We start from the raw sequence: 15,341 nt of genomic DNA on the forward strand, positions 1-15,341 counted from the left end.
TCACACACCTGATCAACGCTGCTGCGCCACCTCGGCGGGTGCCCCGACCGCCATCCCGGCCGCCACCTCGCCCGCCACCTCGCCCGCCACCTCGCCCGCCACCTCGGTCGGCGCCTCGGTCGGCGCCTCGCCCGGTACCAGCGACACCAGCCGCCCGACCAGCTCCCCGAAGGGCCCGTCGGCGGGCTCGTCGGCCAGGATCCGTACGAGGATCCCCGCCATCTCCACGTCGTACGCGGCGCTCACCGCGGCCAGCGCCGCGAAGTCGTGCACCAGCTGCAACTCCAGCTCGCCCCGCGGGATCCGCCGCCCCTCCAGCCAGATCAGCGCGGTGGACTCGGCGAGCGACACCCAGGACCGCACCACGAGCTCCATGCGGGCGGGAATGTGTTCCAGCCCCAGCCCCAGGTGCGTGAGGATCTGCTCGTACGCCGCCTGCCGGACCTCGCCGATCATCGCGTTCGTCCGGCTGCTGCCGACGGCCGGACCGCCGCGCATCAGCGCCGAGAAGCCCGGCCCGTGGTCGTCGACGAAATCGAAGAACCGCCCCATCACCCGCAGCAGCCGCGCCCCGAGCGGCCCTTCCCGCGGCTCCACGAACCGCAGCGCCAGCTCGTCGGCGGCCCGCCGCAGCGCGGCCTCGTACAGGCTCAGCTTGCCCGGAAAGTAGTGGTAGACGAGCGGCCGGGATATCCCCGCGGCCGCCGCGATCTCGTCGATCGACACATCGTCGGGCGAGCGGTGGCTGAACAGCTCCAGGGCAACCCCGATCAGCTGCTGCCGCCGCTCCTCGACACCCATTCTGCGTCGCACCCCGGTTGTCATGCGGAACACCCTACTGGGGCGCGTTCACAGGTCCGGGACTCAGAGGTCCAGGACGAGGCGGTCCCCCTCCGCGCGCGAGACGCACAGCAGCATCGAGTCCTCGCGCTCCTGGTCGGTGAGCAGCTCGTCGCGGTGGTCCACCGCGCCCGCCAGGACCCGGTGTTGGCAGGTCCCGCAGAACCCCTGCTCGCAGGAGTACGGGGTGTCCGGCAGCTCCCGGCGCACCGCGGCCAGCGTGCTTTCGTCCGCGGCCACCTCGACGGCCCGTCCCGAGCGGCGCAGTTCGACCGTGAAGGCCCTGCCGGGGCCGGGCTCCGCCGCCGGGGCGAACCGCTCCAGGTGCACCGCCGCCGGATCCGCGGCGGTCGCGGTGACGGCCGCCATCAGCGGCTCCGGGCCGCAGCAGTAGACCGGCGTGCCGGGCCCGGCGGCGGCCACCGGGGCCAGGTCGGGCAGGCCCGTCTCGTCCTCGGCGAGGACCGACACCCGGTCGCCGTAGGGCGCGAGGTCGGCGAGGAAGGGCATCGCGGCGCGCGAGCGTCCCCCGTAGAGGAGGGTCCAGTCGGCGTCCGCCGCCGTCGCGGCCCGCAGCATCGGCAGGATCGGCGTGATGCCGATGCCGCCCGCGACGAAGACGTACGAGGCCGCCGGGACCAGCTCGAAGCGGTTGCGCGGCGGGCGCAGCTCCAGCTCGGCGCCCTCGACCAGCTGCGCGTGCGCCTCGCGGGAGCCGCCCCGGCCGTCCTCGATCAGCCGGATCGCGATGGTGTACCGGCCGCCGTCCGCCGGGTCGCCGCACAGCGAGTACTGGCGGACCAGGCCCGAGGGCAGGGTCACGTCCACGTGCGCGCCCGGGGTCCACGCCGGGAGGTCCGGTGACTCCAGGGTCAGTTGCAGCACGCCCTGCGCCGGCTCCGTACGGGAGACGATCAGCGCGCGCAGCGCTCGGCGCGGGGAGTGGCCCGAGACCGGGGTCTCCAGGGCCGGCAGCGGCCAGAGCGGGGACCGCCCGATGCGGCGGCGCAGGGCCCGCCGGGTCACCCAGGTCGCGCCCGCGACGGCCGTGACCGCGAGGGCGCGCCTCATGCCCGCACCCCGCCGTTCGCACCCGGGGACGCGGCGAGGTAGGCCACCGCCTGGGCCGTCGAGCCCTCCTGCGAGGGGTGGTAGGTGCGGGAGAGGTACTTCGGGATGGACTTCAGCATGGCCCCGGTCGACGGGAGCACCCCCTGCTGCCCGGCCAGGAAGAACTGCCCGAAGGAGGCCCTGCCCTCCACCAGGTGCGGGTCGTTCTCCATGAAGAAGCGGACGCCGCGCTGCCACAGGAAGACCAGTGCCGAGAAGGCGGTCGCCCAGGTCCGGGCCCGGCGGCGGTAGTTGCCGTCCACGTGCATGAAGAGGTCGAAGGCCACCGAGCGGTGCTCGACCTCCTCCGCGCCGTGCCAGCGCAGCAGGTCCAGCATGGTGGGGTCGGCGCCGCGCCGGTCGAGTGCGTCGGCGTTGAGGACCCAGTCGCCGAGGAAGGCCGTGTAGTGCTCGATCGCGGCGATCATCGCGACCCGTTCCATCAGCCACCAGTGGCGGGCCCGGCCGGGCGGCAGGGTCCGGTCGCCGAGCAGCTTCTCGAACAGCCAGTCGACCTGCGCGGTGTACGGGGTGGGGTCCAGTCCCAGCCGCTTCAGGTGGGGGAGTACGTCGTCGTGCGCGGTGGCGTGCATGGCCTCCTGGCCGATGAAGCCGACCACGTCCTCCCGCAGCCGCTCGTCCTCGATGTACGGGAGCGCCTGCTTGTAGACGTGCACGAACCAGCGCTCTCCGGCGGGGAGCAGCAGGTGCAGCACATTGATCATGTGTCCGGCGAAGGGGTCGCCGGGCAGCCAGTGGAGCGGGGTGTCCTCCCAGCCGAAGGACACGTTCCGGGGCCTCAGGTCCACGTGTTCCGACGCCACGGGGGCGGGCGCGAGCGGCGTATTAGACATGGCGTCAATGTACTGACGGGTAAGGGGGAGGAGAAGACCCCTGCGCGGACTTCTCCGACATGCCACTGCCCGGGCGCATCGGCGCCCGGGCAGTGGCTGCTGTCTTGTATCGCGCGGGCTATCGCCCGACGTGGCCGCCTATCGCCCGACGTGGCCGGTCGAGAGCGCCCACTCGCGGTTGAGGGTGCCCAGCGGGATCCGGCGCTCGAAGAGGGGCGTGCCGAACAGCGAGAGCTGGAGCTGGAGGTTCCCGCTCAGGTCGAAGCCGCCGTAGAGCGCCCAGGCGCCGCTCACGGAGGCCTTGCCGTCACTGGACGCGGCCGCCTTGAGGTCGGCCTCGCCGCGCAGGTACGGGGCGAAGTCCGCGGTGACGCCGACGGCCCCGTAGAGACCGACGGAGGCCTCGGCGCCGAGCGCGCCCTTGACCCGGCCGGCGGCGGTGACGCCGGCCCTGACCGGCGTGCTCTGCACGTTCGAGGCGCTCACGGGGGTCCAGCCCTTGCCCGCGGCGTAGCTGCCGCCGATCTTGAAGTCGCCCTTGACGTCCTGCTGGACCTCCAGCGTCACGCTGCCGTCGGCCTCCACCTGGATGTAGCAGGTCAGGTCGAGGTTGACGACGACCGGGACCGGGCCCACCTGGATGACCGGCGAGCTGTGCAGCTTGGCGAAGGGGATCCGCTTGGGCGCCCCGGTGCTCGCGGCGGCGCGGCCCTGGAGCTTCCACTGCGAGGACCAGTCGCCGCTCATGCCGAGGAAGGCACCGCGCGGGCCGGGGGCGCCGCCCGGGCTGCCGTCGTACGCGAACTCGACCTGCGGGGCGAGCTGGACGAACCCGGACACCGACGCGCCGGCCGAGGCGGGGGCGCCCGGGGCGGTGTCGACGGCGGCGTTCACGTCGAGCCGCAGGTTGCCGAGGGGGAGCTTCGCACCCTCGGGGCCGAAGGTCAGGCCCTGGCCCTTGGCCCAGGAGAAGGTGACGCCCTTCATCAGGGGCTCGACGGTGACCGCCGACGGGTCGACGGGGACCTTGCCGTCGGCCTTGTCGTCACCCAGGACGGCGGCGAGCGTGGTGGACGCGGTCTTGACCTCGGTGCCCTTGTCGGTCTTGCCGACGACCTCGGTGACCTTGGCGAGCAGCCCGGCCGGGGCCCCGGGGGCCGGTGCGCTGGCGATGACGTCGCCGACCGCGACGGGCTTGTCGGCCTCGGGCGACGCGCTCGGCGCCTTGCCGGGCGACTTGCCGGGCGCGGGCGAACTGCCGGATCCCTGCGGGGCCTTGGCGATCACGGCCCGGCCGCTGGCCTTGTCGTAGGAGGCGACCTTCAGGGTGGACTTCTCGGTCCGGCCCTTGCCGTCGGCGCGGGCCACGGCCGCCGGGGTCGGCGTCCCCTGCGGGGCGGCGGCCACGTCGAGCTGCTGCGAGGTGCCGTCGGCGGAGGGGCCGAGGGTGACGGGGGCGGCCGGGTCGGCGGCGCCGGCGTGGGGGGTCGAGGAGCAGCCGGTGGCGGCGAGAGCGAGGGCGGTCAGGCCGGGTATGAGGACTCGTCGGGCGAGCGTGCGCACGTGGGGTGACCTTCGGGTGGGGGAGGGGTGTTGGGGTTACCAACAGGTAACCGGAACCCGATCATGCCATGTGTCCCCTGCGACCGTCATGTCCGGATCCCGCCAACTGGCCGACAGGCGCAGTAAGTTGAATCTTCATCAGCCTGTCGGGCGACCCCGCGGTGCGTTCCCGCCAACTTGGCGTCGGTGCTTAGCGGAATGTTTGTTGTCCCTTTCCGCTCCCTTTACTGAGCGTGGCGCCCGGGAGGCGGGTGCGTGCACGTGCCATCTGCATGGATGAGGGGCCTGTGACGCAGGGCGAGCGCGGGGTGCCTGCGGTGCGCAAAGCGTCTCCCGGTGTGCGGCATGGCTGACTTCAGGTCAGCCCGCCAAACGTAGTTGACCTTCCTGAAGGGGGTCGTGAAGGCTGATCAAGCAAATCGCCAACGCAACACGAATCGATGAGGGGGCGGGACTGTGAAGAGCATTCGACGCATCGGTGCCATGGGGGCTGCAGCAGCGGTGCTGGGCGGCCTGGTGATGGTCGGCGGAGGCGCAACAGTGGCTCAGGCCGACACCCGGTGCGACTGGAGCACGGTCTACATCAACGGCAACCCCGGTGCTGAGCCCGGCAGTTGGGCCTCCGGCCACAGCCACCGCACCGGAAACCACTACGTCGGCGCCTACGCCAACGGCCTGGTGGACTGGTACGCCGACAACAACGGCGGGGATGATGGCGACACGAAGGACTCGTACTACGGTACGCGTGCCTGCTGATTCCGTTTGTTGACTGACCCACTGTCCCCTGTGCAGAAGCAATCCCCTGCACAGGGGCGGTGGGTTCCCGCACGACCGAAGGCGAGTCAAGCATGCGTCGATCCCCCACTCTCTTACTGGCGACGGCGGTCCTCGGCGTCCTGACGCTGGCAGGCTGCGCCACCACCTCGGACAAGCCCGCCGGGGCCACCCCGGACGCCGGGCAGCCCTCCGGGCCGCCGCCGTCGGACCCCTTCAAGGACCTGCCCCAGGGCACCCAGGTCGCCTTCAAGGACCTGAAGGTCGGCATGTGTTCCAACCATCGGGGCGACGTGGAGTCCGACCGGACCGTCGGCACCGTGGACTGCGGGACCCCGCACTTCTTCGAGGTCGTCTCCCAGGTGACGCTGCCGGACGACGCGGCCGCCCAGTTCCCCGGCGACCGCGGCGTGATGGACCGCATGCGCACCGCCTGCGAGCCGAAACTCGCACCGATGATCGGCTCCCAACGGGGCGAGCTCATCAGCCTCTACCTGGCCCCCATGAACAAGAAGTCCTGGGAAGCCGGCAACCGGCTCGGACACTGCGGAATCGCCTACGCCACCCCCAGGTCCGACACCCTCGCCCAGTCCGGCGGCCAGGGGTGAGCGTGACCGGGACCGAGGGCGGTGCGCCGGAAATCCTGGTCCGCTTCGACCAGGTGTTCAAGTCGTTCCGGACCTCGCGCGGGCGGCGCCAGGTCGCTCTCGACGGATTCTCCATGTCCGTCCCGCGCGGCGCCGTCGTCGGACTGCTGGGGCCCAACGGATCGGGCAAGACCACGGCACTCAAGGCGCTCCTCGGCCTCGTCCGCCCCGACCGGGGAACGATCACCGCCTTCGGCCGGGAACTGCCGGCCGACCAGCGGTTCGTCGCCCGCCGGATGGGAGCCCTCATCGAGGGACCGGCCTTCACCGGCTCGCTCACCGGCGAACACAACCTGCGCCTCCTCGGCGAACTGCACGGCGCCCGCCGCGGCGAGGTCGCCGACGTGCTCGAACTGGTCGGCCTGGACGGGGCCGCCCACCGCTCGTACTCCGGATACTCGCTCGGCATGAAGCAGCGGCTCGGCGTCGCGGCCGCGCTGATCTCCCGCCCCGATCTCCTGGTCCTGGACGAACCGATGAACGGCCTGGACCCCGAGGCCGTCCGGCACATGCGCGAGCTGCTGAAGCGGCTCCGGGACGAGCGGGGCATGACCGTCGTCGTCTCCTCGCACATCCTCTCCGAGGTGGAACTCGTCAGCGACTGGGTCACGATCGTCCGAAACGGTCGGGTCATCTGCGACGCGAGCGTTCCCGAACTGCTCGCCCGGGGCACGTCACGCCTGGTCGTACGGGTCCACGACGCGGTGACCGCCCGGTCCGTCCTGACGGACCACGGGTACACGGCCGTCCCCGCCGTTGGTCCCGCCGGCGCCGAGCTCCAGGTCGAGCCGCTCGCCACCGGCCCGACCCCTTCCGACGGCTCGGACGTCCTCAGGCTGCTTACCGACCGGGACGTCTACCCGCGCGAACTGGTCGTCGAGTCGGCGTCGCTCGAGGACATCTACGTCGCCGCCGTCCGCGCGGCGGACGCGGCCACGGCCACGGCGCGCCAGGAGCCGCGGCATGGCATCTGACCGGGCCGTCGCCCCGCCGCCGGCCCCGGCCCCGGCCCGCGCGGACGGCGAGCCGCTTCCCTGGCGCCGGCTCGCCCGGGCCGAACTGCTGCGCCTGAGGGCGCCGCGCGCCATGCGGTACGCCGGGATCGGCCTGCCCCTGGCGATCGTCGCGTTCGGCCTCTCCAAACTGCTGCTCCACGACCGTGACACCGCCGCCGCCTGGCGTTCGGCCGAGGACCGGTACGCCACCTTCCTCGCCGACGCCCAGACCTACGGGCTGCCCGTCGGCTCCGGCCTCAGCGCGAGGAACTACTTCCGCGACCCGCGCTACCTCATGGACACCCTGTCCTTCGGCGACCTGCGCACCGTCGTCACCGCCCTGGCCGCCGCGGCCGTGGTCTTCGGCATGGTCGCGGGCGGGGCCGACTGGTCCTCGCGCGTCATGCTCACCCTCGCGGCCGCCGAGCCACGCCGGTTCAGGCTCTTCGCCACCCGGGCCCTGCTCGTCGCCGCCCTGTCGATGGCCGCGACCGCGGCCGCCGGACTGCTCCTCGTTCCCCTGCTCCTGCTCGCGGCGTTCACCCGAGGGAGCGCGGCCGGCCTCGACGGCGTCTACTGGGCCGCGCTCGCCAGCCAGTACGCGCGGGGCGTGCTCCTGGTGGGACTGCTCTGCCTGCTCGGCTACGGGCTGGCCATGCTGACGCGCAGGGCGTCCGTGGCGCTCGCCATCGGGTTCCTCTACCTGGCCGGTTCGGACCGGATCTTCGCCGGCCGGGGGCCACGGGGCGCCGAGTACGCCATGGACGGGCTGGTCTTCGCCGTGCTCAACGAGAAGCCCGTCATCCCCATGGCCCAGTCCGAGTGCATCGCCGGCCCCGGCTGCGAGGCCGTCCACGTCGACCTCACCGCCGCGGACGGGTTCCTCGGCGTGCTGATCTATCTCGTACCCGTGCTGCTGGTGGCCCTGTGGCGCTTCACCCGAACGGACATCACCTGATGACGACGGCAGTCGCACCCCCGGCCGGTCCCGCGGCCCCCGGCCCCCGCGCGGACCGCTCCAGCCCCCTGCCCCTGCGCCGGCTCGCCCGCTCCGAACTGCGCAGGATCCTCAGCCCCAAGCCGGTGCGCCGGGCCCTGTACGCCCTGCCGCTGCTCCTCGGCGCGTTCGCGCTCGCCGCGTACCTCGGCCACAACACCGACATGGCCACCGCGTGGCGCGAGGCGGAGGCGGCCTACCGGCAGTACACCGCGGAGGCGGCCCGGCGGCCGGGCACCGCCGGGCCCCTGTCGGCGCAGTACTTCTTCGACGATCCGCGCTACCAGCTGACCAAGGCGTCGTTCGTGGACCTGCGGACCGTACTGTCCGGGGTCGCGGTGGCCGCCCTGGCCTTCGGCCTCGTCAGCGGAGGCACGGACTGGGCCTCCCGGGTCATCCTCAACCTGGTCGCGGCCGAGCCCCGCCGGGCCCGGCTGTTCGTCACCCGCGGTGTTCTCGTCGCCGCCGTCGCCGCGGTGACCGCCCTGGCCACCTCGGTCGTCCTGGTCCCGCTGCTCCTGGTCACCGCCCACCTGCGGGGCACCACGGCCGACGCCGACGCGCACTTCTGGACCGTACTGACCACCATCGTGCTCAGAGGCGCCCTCTTCGTCGCCCTGGTGGCCCTGCTCGGCTACTGCCTGGCCATGCTGACCCGCAGCCTGACCGTGGCGTTCGGGATCGCCCTGGCCTACCTCGTCGTCGCCGAACGGCTCGTCCGGGACTACGTCCCCTCACTGACGGAGTACCACTTCTCCGGCATCACCTTCGCCGTCCTCAACGAACGGCTCCTGATGCTCAACGACAAGACCGAGTGCGTCGGTGAGATCGCCTGTGCCGCGATGCGCGAAGGGACCCCCGCGACCCACGCCTTCCTGGCCCTGGCCTGCTACCTGCTCCCCGTCGCCGCGGCCGCCCTGTGGCGATTCACCCGCACCGACATCGGCTGAGCGCCCGGGGGCCGGGGGTGGCGATCGGGGTGCACCCCGGTGCGCCCCGGGGCTGTCAGCGCAGTACGCCTGCCTTCGTTCCGTCCGTCAGCTTGCCCGACAGGTCCACCTGGGCGCCCGCCTGCGCCTTCACCGCCAGCCGGTTGCCGTTCGCCGAGCCGTTCACCCCGCCGCCCGACACCGACAGCGAGGCGAACTGGGCGCTGCCCGCCGCCAGTACGTACCACTGGCCGGCCCGCGACTTCCACAGCACGCCCGCCAGTACCCGCGGCTCGCGCGGTCCGCACGCCGCGGACCCCTCCGACCGGGCCGCCTGCGCCGCCATCGGGGCGCCCGGGGCCAGGAACTGCGCCTGCACCCGGTCCGCCGCGCCCTGCCAGGTCTCGGCCCGCGTGCAGAGCCAGGCCGCCGTCCCGTCGCCCTCCGGCAGCGGCTGCTTCGCGTACGTCCAGGCGTTGACCGTACGGACCCCGTGCGAGCGGACCGCGGGCAGCAGGCAGGCGATCCGCGACCAGTCCCCGAGCTCCGCGGCCTCCGTCACATCGCGCTCCGCACCCGGCGCGCCCGACGTCAGCCGGGCCGGGGTCAGTTCACCGAGGTCGGTGATCAGCCGGGTGGCGCCGTCGCCCGTCAGGGCCAGCGCGTTCCAGCCCGTACAGCTGCCCGCCGGAGCGGGGCCCGCCACCGGCGGGGTCACCCCGTCCGGGGTCGACTTCAGCACCACCGCCGGGACGGCCGGCTTGAGCAGGTCCCGCAGGGCGGCGCCGGTCACCCAGGGCGCGGTGAGATAGCGGACGTTGCCGTCGACCCGGCTGAGCACCAGCGCGGTCGCGGTGTCCGCCGAGGCGCCGTCGGTGCGGGCGAAGTCGAGGGCGGCGCCCACGGCCCCGGTCCGCGGTTCGGCGTAGCGGACCACGCGCAGGCCGTCGTACATCAGGACCACGACGGCCTGGTCCACGGCGCCCGCGAACAGCAGCTGCGCCGGTCCCATCGGCGGCCCGGCGGGCGTGCCCGGGGTCGCCGAGGTGACCACCGACGGGCCGGGCCGGGCCCAGACGGCCAGTGCCCGGCGCAGCAGCTCCGTGTCGGCGGCGCGGTCACCGCGGGCGGGCCAGGTGGAGAAGTCCGTACGGGAGGACGTGCGCCAGAGGGTGGGCGCGGCCCGGACCAGCTTCCCGGGATCCAGGGCCTGCTCGGCCACGGCGTTGCGCGCGTACAGCGGAGCGGCGGCCCCGTCGGAGCCCCAGCCCCCGCCCGGCAGCGCGAGCAGCGCCCCGCAGATCGCGAGGGCGGCCCCGGCGGCCAGCGCGGCCCGCCCGAGGCGGCGCCGCCGCAGCAGGTCGGTGGGCCGGGCCTGGAGCACGCACGGGTCGAACTCGGGGGAGGTGAACAGGGCGTCGTTCGCCGGATCCCCGGACTCCGCGACTGCGGCGGCCGGCTCCGGGACCCCGGCCTCGTCGAGCACCCGGAGCACCTCCGGTTCGGGCAGCCGCTCCAGCGCCCGCAGTACGCAGGCGGCCCGCCCCGGCCCGTCGAGGGTGGCCAGCCACTGGTCGAGGGCGAGCTCCTCGGCCCCGCCCGAGCGCGGGAACAGTCGCAGCCCCCACACCTGGGGGAGCACCGGCGGGAGCTGCGCCCGCCGGGGCAGTGCCCGGAAGCTCAGCGGGATCCCCGCCTCCAGGGCGGCACGCAGCACCCGCAGCCGGACGTAGGTGTACCCGGAGTCGTCCGCGCCGCCCCGCTGCCCCGGAACCCCGCCCTGCACGGCGGCCGCGGCCGCCCCCGCGTCCCGCCGCCCGCGCGGCAGCGCCCGCTGGACCAGCGAGTGGGCGGTGAGCACCCGCCGGTTGCGGCCGAGTGCGGGCGGCAGCACCAGATAGGCGAGCCGCACCAGCCGGGGGTAGTGCTCGACGATGGCGGCTTCGGCCTGCTCGACGTCCGGCGGCACGGGAGACACGGGGGGAATGGGGCGGGTGGCGGTATCCGGCGCAGTCACGTTCAGCAGAACGAGCGAATCGTCGGATGGTCACCGGTCACCGGTCCCCCGGTCACCGGTCCCCGGCCCCCCGGTCCTCCCGGTGCCGGACCGGACCGGGTGCGGGACCGGACCCGGGGCGGGACCGGACCCGTTGTGGGCTCAGGCCACCAAACGGGCGCGCAGCGCCTCGACCGTCTCGTCGGCGACGCCGAGCCCCTCGCGCACGTACTTCTCCATGGAGCCGTACCGGGTTTCGACCTCGTCCAGCGCCGCCTGCAGGTAGGAGGGGAAGACCCCGATCAGCGCGAGCGCGATGTCCGGGTCGCCGCCGGCCGCCGTGAAACCCTCGATCATCGGGGCGAAGGCCTGCTTGACCGCCGGATTGACGGACAAGTACTCGGCCATCAGCGTGGCGTCGTCCGCGCCCAGCAGTGCCAGGACGACCGTCGCGCCCCAGCCGGTACGGTCCTTGCCGGCCGTGCAGTGGAACAGCAGCGGGCCCGAGTCGGCGTCGGCGGCCTCGGTGAGCAGCATCCGGTACGCGGCCTGCGCGGAGCCGGTGTTCACGAAGGACCGGTACGTGTCGGCGAAGAGCGCCTGCGCCCGGCCGCCGCCCAGGTGCTCCTCGGCCACGGCCGGGTCGGACAGCAGGTCCTTGAGCTGCACCGCGGCGGGCATCCTGGCGGAGTTCAGCTTGTCGGCGAGGACATCGCCCACCAGGAGCCGGGCCCCGGCGGGTATCCGGTCGGGGTGGTCGGCGCGCTCGGTGTCGGTCCGGAAGTCGATGACGGTACGCAGGCCGAGCGCGGCCACCACCGGGTCGGCGTCGAGGTCGAGCCGGTCGAGCTGGCCGGAGCGCAGGAGCAGGCCGGGGCGGACGGTGCGGCCGCCGGGGAGCGGGGTGCCGCCGAGGTCGCGGAGGTTGGCGACGGTGGTGGACGGGGTGGCGGTCATCGTGGCGGCTCCAGCGAGGTCATACGGTGATGGTCGGTTCATGTAATTTTCGGATGTTTCATCCCGGAAAGACAATCGAGGGCCAGGGAGACCCCGACGCCCATCCCGAGCGCGGCCAGGTGTCCGACGTCCGTGAAGGTCCGGCCGCGCCGGACCACCGGCGCCGCCGCCAGGGCCAGCAGGCCCACCCGGGCGGCCGTGCGGACCGGCCCGCGCGGCAGGGCCGAGGTGAGGGCGCCGAGCACGGCGTTGAACCCGTAGCTCGTCCCCACGTCCAGCGCACGCCGGGTCCCCGGATCGGCCGTCCTGCGCAGGGCCCCGTACACGATGAGGGTCGCCGTGGCGTGCCCGAACAGGAACACCGCGGCCGCCCACCAGGCCCCGTACGCGTATTCGGCGTAGCCGAGCACCGCGACCAGCAGCAGGGCGTAGGGCAGGGGCATCGGTTCCTCGACGACGAGAGCACTGCTCAGCAGCGTCTCCCAGCGCCCGGCGGCGAGATTGTCGACATTCGTGGAGCAGTCGCGGAGCAGCCGCTCCCGCTCGGCCGGTCCGGAGCGCTCCAGTGCGTACGCCCCGAGCTGGACCCCGCCGGCGTACACCGCTCCCCATGGAATTGGGTTCATCCACTCATGATCGGATAAGCCTCTGGCGGAACCCGAGGGGCCCCGTGCGAACATGTCCCGGCCATGTTCGAATCATTCGCGCCGATGCGCGCCACGCGAGCCGCGACCTTCGCGGCCATGTGTGTTGCCCTGGGCGCGATCGGGCATGCGTACATGTCCGGCACGGACATACCCCTCTTCGGCCTTCTGGGTGCCTTCGGGGTGACCTCCGGGCTCGCCTGGCTCGCCGCCGGACGGCGCCGGGGCCCCCTCGGCATCACCACCGCAGTGCTCGGCGTCCAGGGCGTGCTGCACCTCGTCTTCTCGGGGAGCGGGGCGGCCGCGAAGCACCACGCCGCTCCCGTCCCCGGCCCGGTGTACGGGCACCACCGGATGCCCGCCGCGGAGGCGGGCGCCATGGCCGCCGAGACCCCCGGCACGGCCGACATGGCGGGCCTGGCAGGCATGGCCGCACACGGCGGCGCCGGCATGATCGCCGCACACGTGCTCGCCGGGCTGCTCTGCGCCGCCTGGCTCGCGCGCGGCGAGGCCGCCGTCTTCCGCCTGGCCCGCGTCCTGGCCACCGCCGCGCTGCACGCGGCCCGGCCGCTCGCCCGCGCGCTCGCCCTGGTCCGGACCCGGGCGGCCGCCGTACCGGCCCCGCCCGTCCACCCCACCCCGTACGAACGGCCGCGCCGCCTGCGCGGAGCCGTCCACGCCCATGCCGTGGTGCGCCGCGGGCCACCCGGACGCCTTCCGCTCCCGCGCGTCACGGCCCCCGGCCGGCCCGCCCACGCCTGATCCCGGCGTCGCGGCGAGACCTGGGGCCGACTCCCCATGTCTTCGCCAACACTGAGGATCCCCATGTCTCTTGACGAGGCTCAAGACGTCCACACCCAGGACGTCGAACCGGCCGAGAAGGCCACGAACCGGGGCGGCAACTGGGCCGCCGTACGGCCGCTGCTCCTGCGCCTGCACTTCTACGCCGGCCTGCTCATCGCCCCGCTGCTCTTCCTCGCCGCCGCCACCGGGCTGCTCTACGCCGCCTCCTGGCAGGCCGAGGCGATCATCTACTCCGACGAACTGACCGTCGCCCGCGTCGGCGACAGCGTCCTGCCGCTCAGCGCTCAGGTCGACGCCGCCAAGGGCGCCGCCCCCGAGGGCGAGGTCGTGTCCGTGTGGCCCGCCCCCGACGCCGAGGCCACCACCCGGGTGATCATGGAGAGCCCGGGCCTCCCCGAGGGCGAGACCCTCACCGTCTTCGTCGACCCGTATACGGCCGAGGTGCGCGGACAGCTCGCCACCGTCGGCGACGCGCTGCCGCTGCGGGCCTGGCTGAGCGAGTTCCACTCCAGCCTCCAGCTCGGCGAGTTCGGCCGGAACTACAGCGAGCTCGCCGCCAGCTGGATGTGGGTGGTCGCGCTCGGCGGACTCGCCCTGTGGCTCGGCCGGCGCCGTAAGCGCAGGTCGCAGCTGATCCTCCCGGACCGCAAGGCCACCGGGCGCCGCCGCACCCTCTCCTGGCACGGAACCGTCGGCCTGTGGGCCGTCGCCGGACTCGTCGTACTCTCCGCCACCGGCCTGACCTGGTCGAAGTACGCCGGCGAGAACATCGGGCAGCTCCAGGACAGCCTCGGCGGGGCCACCCCCACCGTCTCCGCCAACCTGGCCGCAGGCGCGGACTCCGGCTCCGACGAGCACGCCGGGCACACCATGCCCGACGGCACGCCGATGGCCCCGCCGCCCGCACCCACCACCGACGTCGGCATCGACCGGGCCGTGGACGCCGCCCGCGCCGCCGGGGTCACCGAGGCGCTCCGCGTGACCCTGCCCGCCAAGGGCAAGGGGTACGTCGTCAAGGAGCAGGACAAGCTGGTGCCGGTGCACCTGGACGCGGTCTCCGTCGACCCCGCGGACGCCCGGGTGATGGACGAACTGCGCTTCGCGGACTATCCGCTGCTCGCCAAGATGACCCGCTTCGGCATCGACCTGCACATGGGCACGACCTTCGGGCTCGTCAACCAGCTCGCGCTGGCCGCGCTCGCCCTCGCCGTGATGTTCCTCGTCTTCTGGGGCTACCGGATGTGGTGGCTGCGCCGGCCGACCAAGGAACGCCGGCTGTCCGTCGGCCGTGCGCAGCCGCGCGGCGCCTGGCGCAGGCTCCCGGTGACCGTGCTGCTGCCGCTGGCCGCGGTGACCGCCGTCATCGGCTGGTTCATCCCGCTGCTCGGGATCAGCCTGCTCGTCTTCCTCGTGGTCGACGTCCTGCTGGGCTTCGTCGCGAGCCGCCGCCGGGCCGCGGCGGCGTAGCCGTTGGCCGTTGGGCGGTAGGCGGTAGGCGCTGATCGTCACGAACGCGGTGGGCCCGTACTCCCCCAGGGGAGTACGGGCCCACCGTCGTCCCGGGTCAACGGGCCGCTCAGGGGGCGTACTTGTAACCTACGCGGCGCACCGTCTGGATGGCGGAGCGGTGGGACGCGCCCAGCTTGCGGCGCAGCCGGGCGATGTGGACGTCCACGGTCCGGCCGTCGCCGACGTGGCCGTAGCCCCAGACCGTGGTGACCAGCTGGTCCCGGCTGTGCACCCGGTGCGGGTGCTGCACGAGGTGGGCCAGCAGCTCGAACTCGAGGTACGTCAGGTCGAGCACCCGGCCGTCGACCTCGGCGGTGCGCTGCGCGGAGTCGATGCGGACCAGGCCGTCACCCGGCCCGGCCGCGGCCGGAGCCCGGTCCGCGACCCGGCCGGCGGGAGCCGCCTGGACGGCGGCGGCCACGGCCTGCGGGGCGAAGGCGACCGGCGGCTGCTGGTCGGCCGGTACGAGGACCAGGTAGCCGATCATCGGCGGCTGGCCCGGCAGCGTCGGGAGGGTGTGCTGGGGCGCGGGCAGCCAGGTGGCGCCCGGCGGCAGGAGGTCCACGACCCGGGCCACTTCGTCTCGGTCAACGGAACGGAGCCGGTGGCGCGGACTGGGCGGATAGGTCAGGGAAGCGGTCGCAGCGGAGGCGGCGGAGGAGAGGGAGCGGGTGTTCGCCATGAGTGGTCAGCTCTTTCACGCGAGTGGTCGGCAGGGAGAC

General features: G+C 73.7%; 15 protein-coding genes. 7 read left to right on the forward strand and 8 right to left on the reverse strand.

From position 1 onward, the window contains the following. Positions 1–12: 12 nt before the first annotated feature. The 4 genes from OG373_RS27425 to OG373_RS27440 form a co-directional block, all read right to left on the reverse strand. A complete protein-coding gene (locus OG373_RS27425; protein ID WP_405440955.1) occupies positions 13–825 on the reverse strand; it encodes a TetR/AcrR family transcriptional regulator in 813 nt (270 codons plus the stop codon). Positions 826–864: 39 nt separating this feature from the next. Continuing rightward, entirely contained in the window at positions 865–1,911 is a 1,047-nt protein-coding gene (locus OG373_RS27430) for a PDR/VanB family oxidoreductase (RefSeq protein WP_405440956.1), read from the reverse strand. Then, on the reverse strand, positions 1,908–2,804 hold the full coding sequence (locus OG373_RS27435) for a metal-dependent hydrolase (RefSeq protein WP_405440958.1): 897 nt from the start codon (positions 2,802–2,804) through the stop codon (positions 1,908–1,910). The genes OG373_RS27430 and OG373_RS27435 overlap by 4 nt, the downstream gene beginning before the upstream one ends. Positions 2,805–2,942: 138 nt before the next feature. After that, a complete protein-coding gene (locus OG373_RS27440; RefSeq protein WP_405440960.1) occupies positions 2,943–4,367 on the reverse strand; it encodes a hypothetical protein in 1,425 nt (474 codons plus the stop codon). A 483-nt stretch (positions 4,368–4,850) separates the two neighbouring features. On the opposite strand from OG373_RS27440, the gene OG373_RS27445 reads away from it, so the two are divergent. From OG373_RS27445 to OG373_RS27465, 5 genes are all read left to right on the forward strand, one after another. Continuing rightward, positions 4,851–5,123, forward strand: a complete 273-nt coding sequence (locus OG373_RS27445) for a hypothetical protein (protein WP_405440961.1) — start codon at positions 4,851–4,853, stop codon at positions 5,121–5,123. A 92-nt stretch (positions 5,124–5,215) separates the two neighbouring features. Continuing rightward, positions 5,216–5,749, forward strand: a complete 534-nt coding sequence (locus tag OG373_RS27450; RefSeq protein ID WP_405440963.1) for a septum formation family protein — start codon at positions 5,216–5,218, stop codon at positions 5,747–5,749. A 2-nt stretch (positions 5,750–5,751) separates the two neighbouring features. Continuing rightward, positions 5,752–6,762 carry an ABC transporter ATP-binding protein gene (locus tag OG373_RS27455; RefSeq protein ID WP_405440965.1) on the forward strand — a complete coding sequence of 337 codons (1,011 nt, stop codon included), beginning with the start codon at positions 5,752–5,754 and terminating at the stop codon, positions 6,760–6,762. Further along, positions 6,752–7,741 (forward strand): hypothetical protein, encoded by a 990-nt coding sequence (locus OG373_RS27460; protein ID WP_405440967.1) that lies wholly within the window; start codon positions 6,752–6,754, stop codon positions 7,739–7,741. Before OG373_RS27455 ends, OG373_RS27460 begins: the two co-directional genes overlap by 11 nt. Then, on the forward strand, positions 7,741–8,730 hold the full coding sequence (locus OG373_RS27465; RefSeq protein ID WP_405440969.1) for a hypothetical protein: 990 nt from the start codon (positions 7,741–7,743) through the stop codon (positions 8,728–8,730). Before OG373_RS27460 ends, OG373_RS27465 begins: the two co-directional genes overlap by 1 nt. A 55-nt stretch (positions 8,731–8,785) precedes the next feature. Here OG373_RS27465 and OG373_RS27470 read toward each other — a convergent pair whose 3' ends face one another. The 3 genes from OG373_RS27470 to OG373_RS27480 all read right to left on the reverse strand — a co-directional run bounded on the left by OG373_RS27470 (position 8,786) and on the right by OG373_RS27480 (position 12,288). Then, on the reverse strand, positions 8,786–10,726 hold the full coding sequence (locus OG373_RS27470; RefSeq protein WP_405440970.1) for a hypothetical protein: 1,941 nt from the start codon (positions 10,724–10,726) through the stop codon (positions 8,786–8,788). Between the two features lie 141 nt (positions 10,727–10,867). After that, complete coding sequence (locus OG373_RS27475; protein WP_405440972.1) at positions 10,868–11,662, reverse strand: tyrosine-protein phosphatase; 795 nt, start codon at positions 11,660–11,662, stop codon at positions 10,868–10,870. Positions 11,663–11,700: 38 nt separating this feature from the next. Continuing rightward, entirely contained in the window at positions 11,701–12,288 is a 588-nt protein-coding gene (locus OG373_RS27480; RefSeq protein WP_405440974.1) for a rhomboid-like protein, read from the reverse strand. Between the two features lie 84 nt (positions 12,289–12,372). Here OG373_RS27480 and OG373_RS27485 point away from each other — a divergent pair, with 84 nt between their 5' ends. Beyond that, on the forward strand, positions 12,373–13,068 hold the full coding sequence (locus OG373_RS27485) for a hypothetical protein (RefSeq protein ID WP_405440976.1): 696 nt from the start codon (positions 12,373–12,375) through the stop codon (positions 13,066–13,068). A gap of 63 nt (positions 13,069–13,131) precedes the next feature. Continuing rightward, complete coding sequence (locus OG373_RS27490; RefSeq protein WP_405440978.1) at positions 13,132–14,577, forward strand: PepSY-associated TM helix domain-containing protein; 1,446 nt, start codon at positions 13,132–13,134, stop codon at positions 14,575–14,577. Positions 14,578–14,686: 109 nt separating this feature from the next. Here OG373_RS27490 and OG373_RS27495 read toward each other — a convergent pair whose 3' ends face one another. Continuing rightward, positions 14,687–15,301: a winged helix-turn-helix domain-containing protein gene (locus OG373_RS27495; protein WP_405440980.1), complete on the reverse strand. Its 615-nt coding sequence runs from the start codon at positions 15,299–15,301 to the stop codon at positions 14,687–14,689. Positions 15,302–15,341: the final 40 nt, after the last annotated feature.

Origin of the sequence: Streptomyces avidinii (assembly GCF_045161815.1) — a bacterium.
GTDB classification, from domain to species: Bacteria; Actinomycetota; Actinomycetes; order Streptomycetales; family Streptomycetaceae; genus Streptomyces; species Streptomyces avidinii.

Bases quoted from the DNA above. Each gene is read 5' to 3' on its own strand.
- OG373_RS27425 (WP_405440955.1), bottom strand. From the start codon at position 825: ATGACAACCGGGGTGCGACGCAGAATGGGTGTCGAGGAGCGGCGGCAG.
- OG373_RS27430 (WP_405440956.1), bottom strand. From the start codon at position 1,911: ATGAGGCGCGCCCTCGCGGTCACGGCCGTCGCGGGCGCGACCTGGGTG.
- OG373_RS27435 (WP_405440958.1), bottom strand. From the start codon at position 2,804: ATGTCTAATACGCCGCTCGCGCCCGCCCCCGTGGCGTCGGAACACGTG.
- OG373_RS27445 (WP_405440961.1), top strand. From the start codon at position 4,851: ATGGGGGCTGCAGCAGCGGTGCTGGGCGGCCTGGTGATGGTCGGCGGA.
- OG373_RS27450 (WP_405440963.1), top strand. From the start codon at position 5,216: ATGCGTCGATCCCCCACTCTCTTACTGGCGACGGCGGTCCTCGGCGTC.
- OG373_RS27460 (WP_405440967.1), top strand. From the start codon at position 6,752: ATGGCATCTGACCGGGCCGTCGCCCCGCCGCCGGCCCCGGCCCCGGCC.
- OG373_RS27465 (WP_405440969.1), top strand. From the start codon at position 7,741: ATGACGACGGCAGTCGCACCCCCGGCCGGTCCCGCGGCCCCCGGCCCC.
- OG373_RS27475 (WP_405440972.1), bottom strand. From the start codon at position 11,662: ATGACCGCCACCCCGTCCACCACCGTCGCCAACCTCCGCGACCTCGGC.
- OG373_RS27480 (WP_405440974.1), bottom strand. From the start codon at position 12,288: ATGAACCCAATTCCATGGGGAGCGGTGTACGCCGGCGGGGTCCAGCTC.
- OG373_RS27485 (WP_405440976.1), top strand. From the start codon at position 12,373: ATGCGCGCCACGCGAGCCGCGACCTTCGCGGCCATGTGTGTTGCCCTG.
- OG373_RS27490 (WP_405440978.1), top strand. From the start codon at position 13,132: ATGTCTCTTGACGAGGCTCAAGACGTCCACACCCAGGACGTCGAACCG.
- OG373_RS27495 (WP_405440980.1), bottom strand. From the start codon at position 15,301: ATGGCGAACACCCGCTCCCTCTCCTCCGCCGCCTCCGCTGCGACCGCT.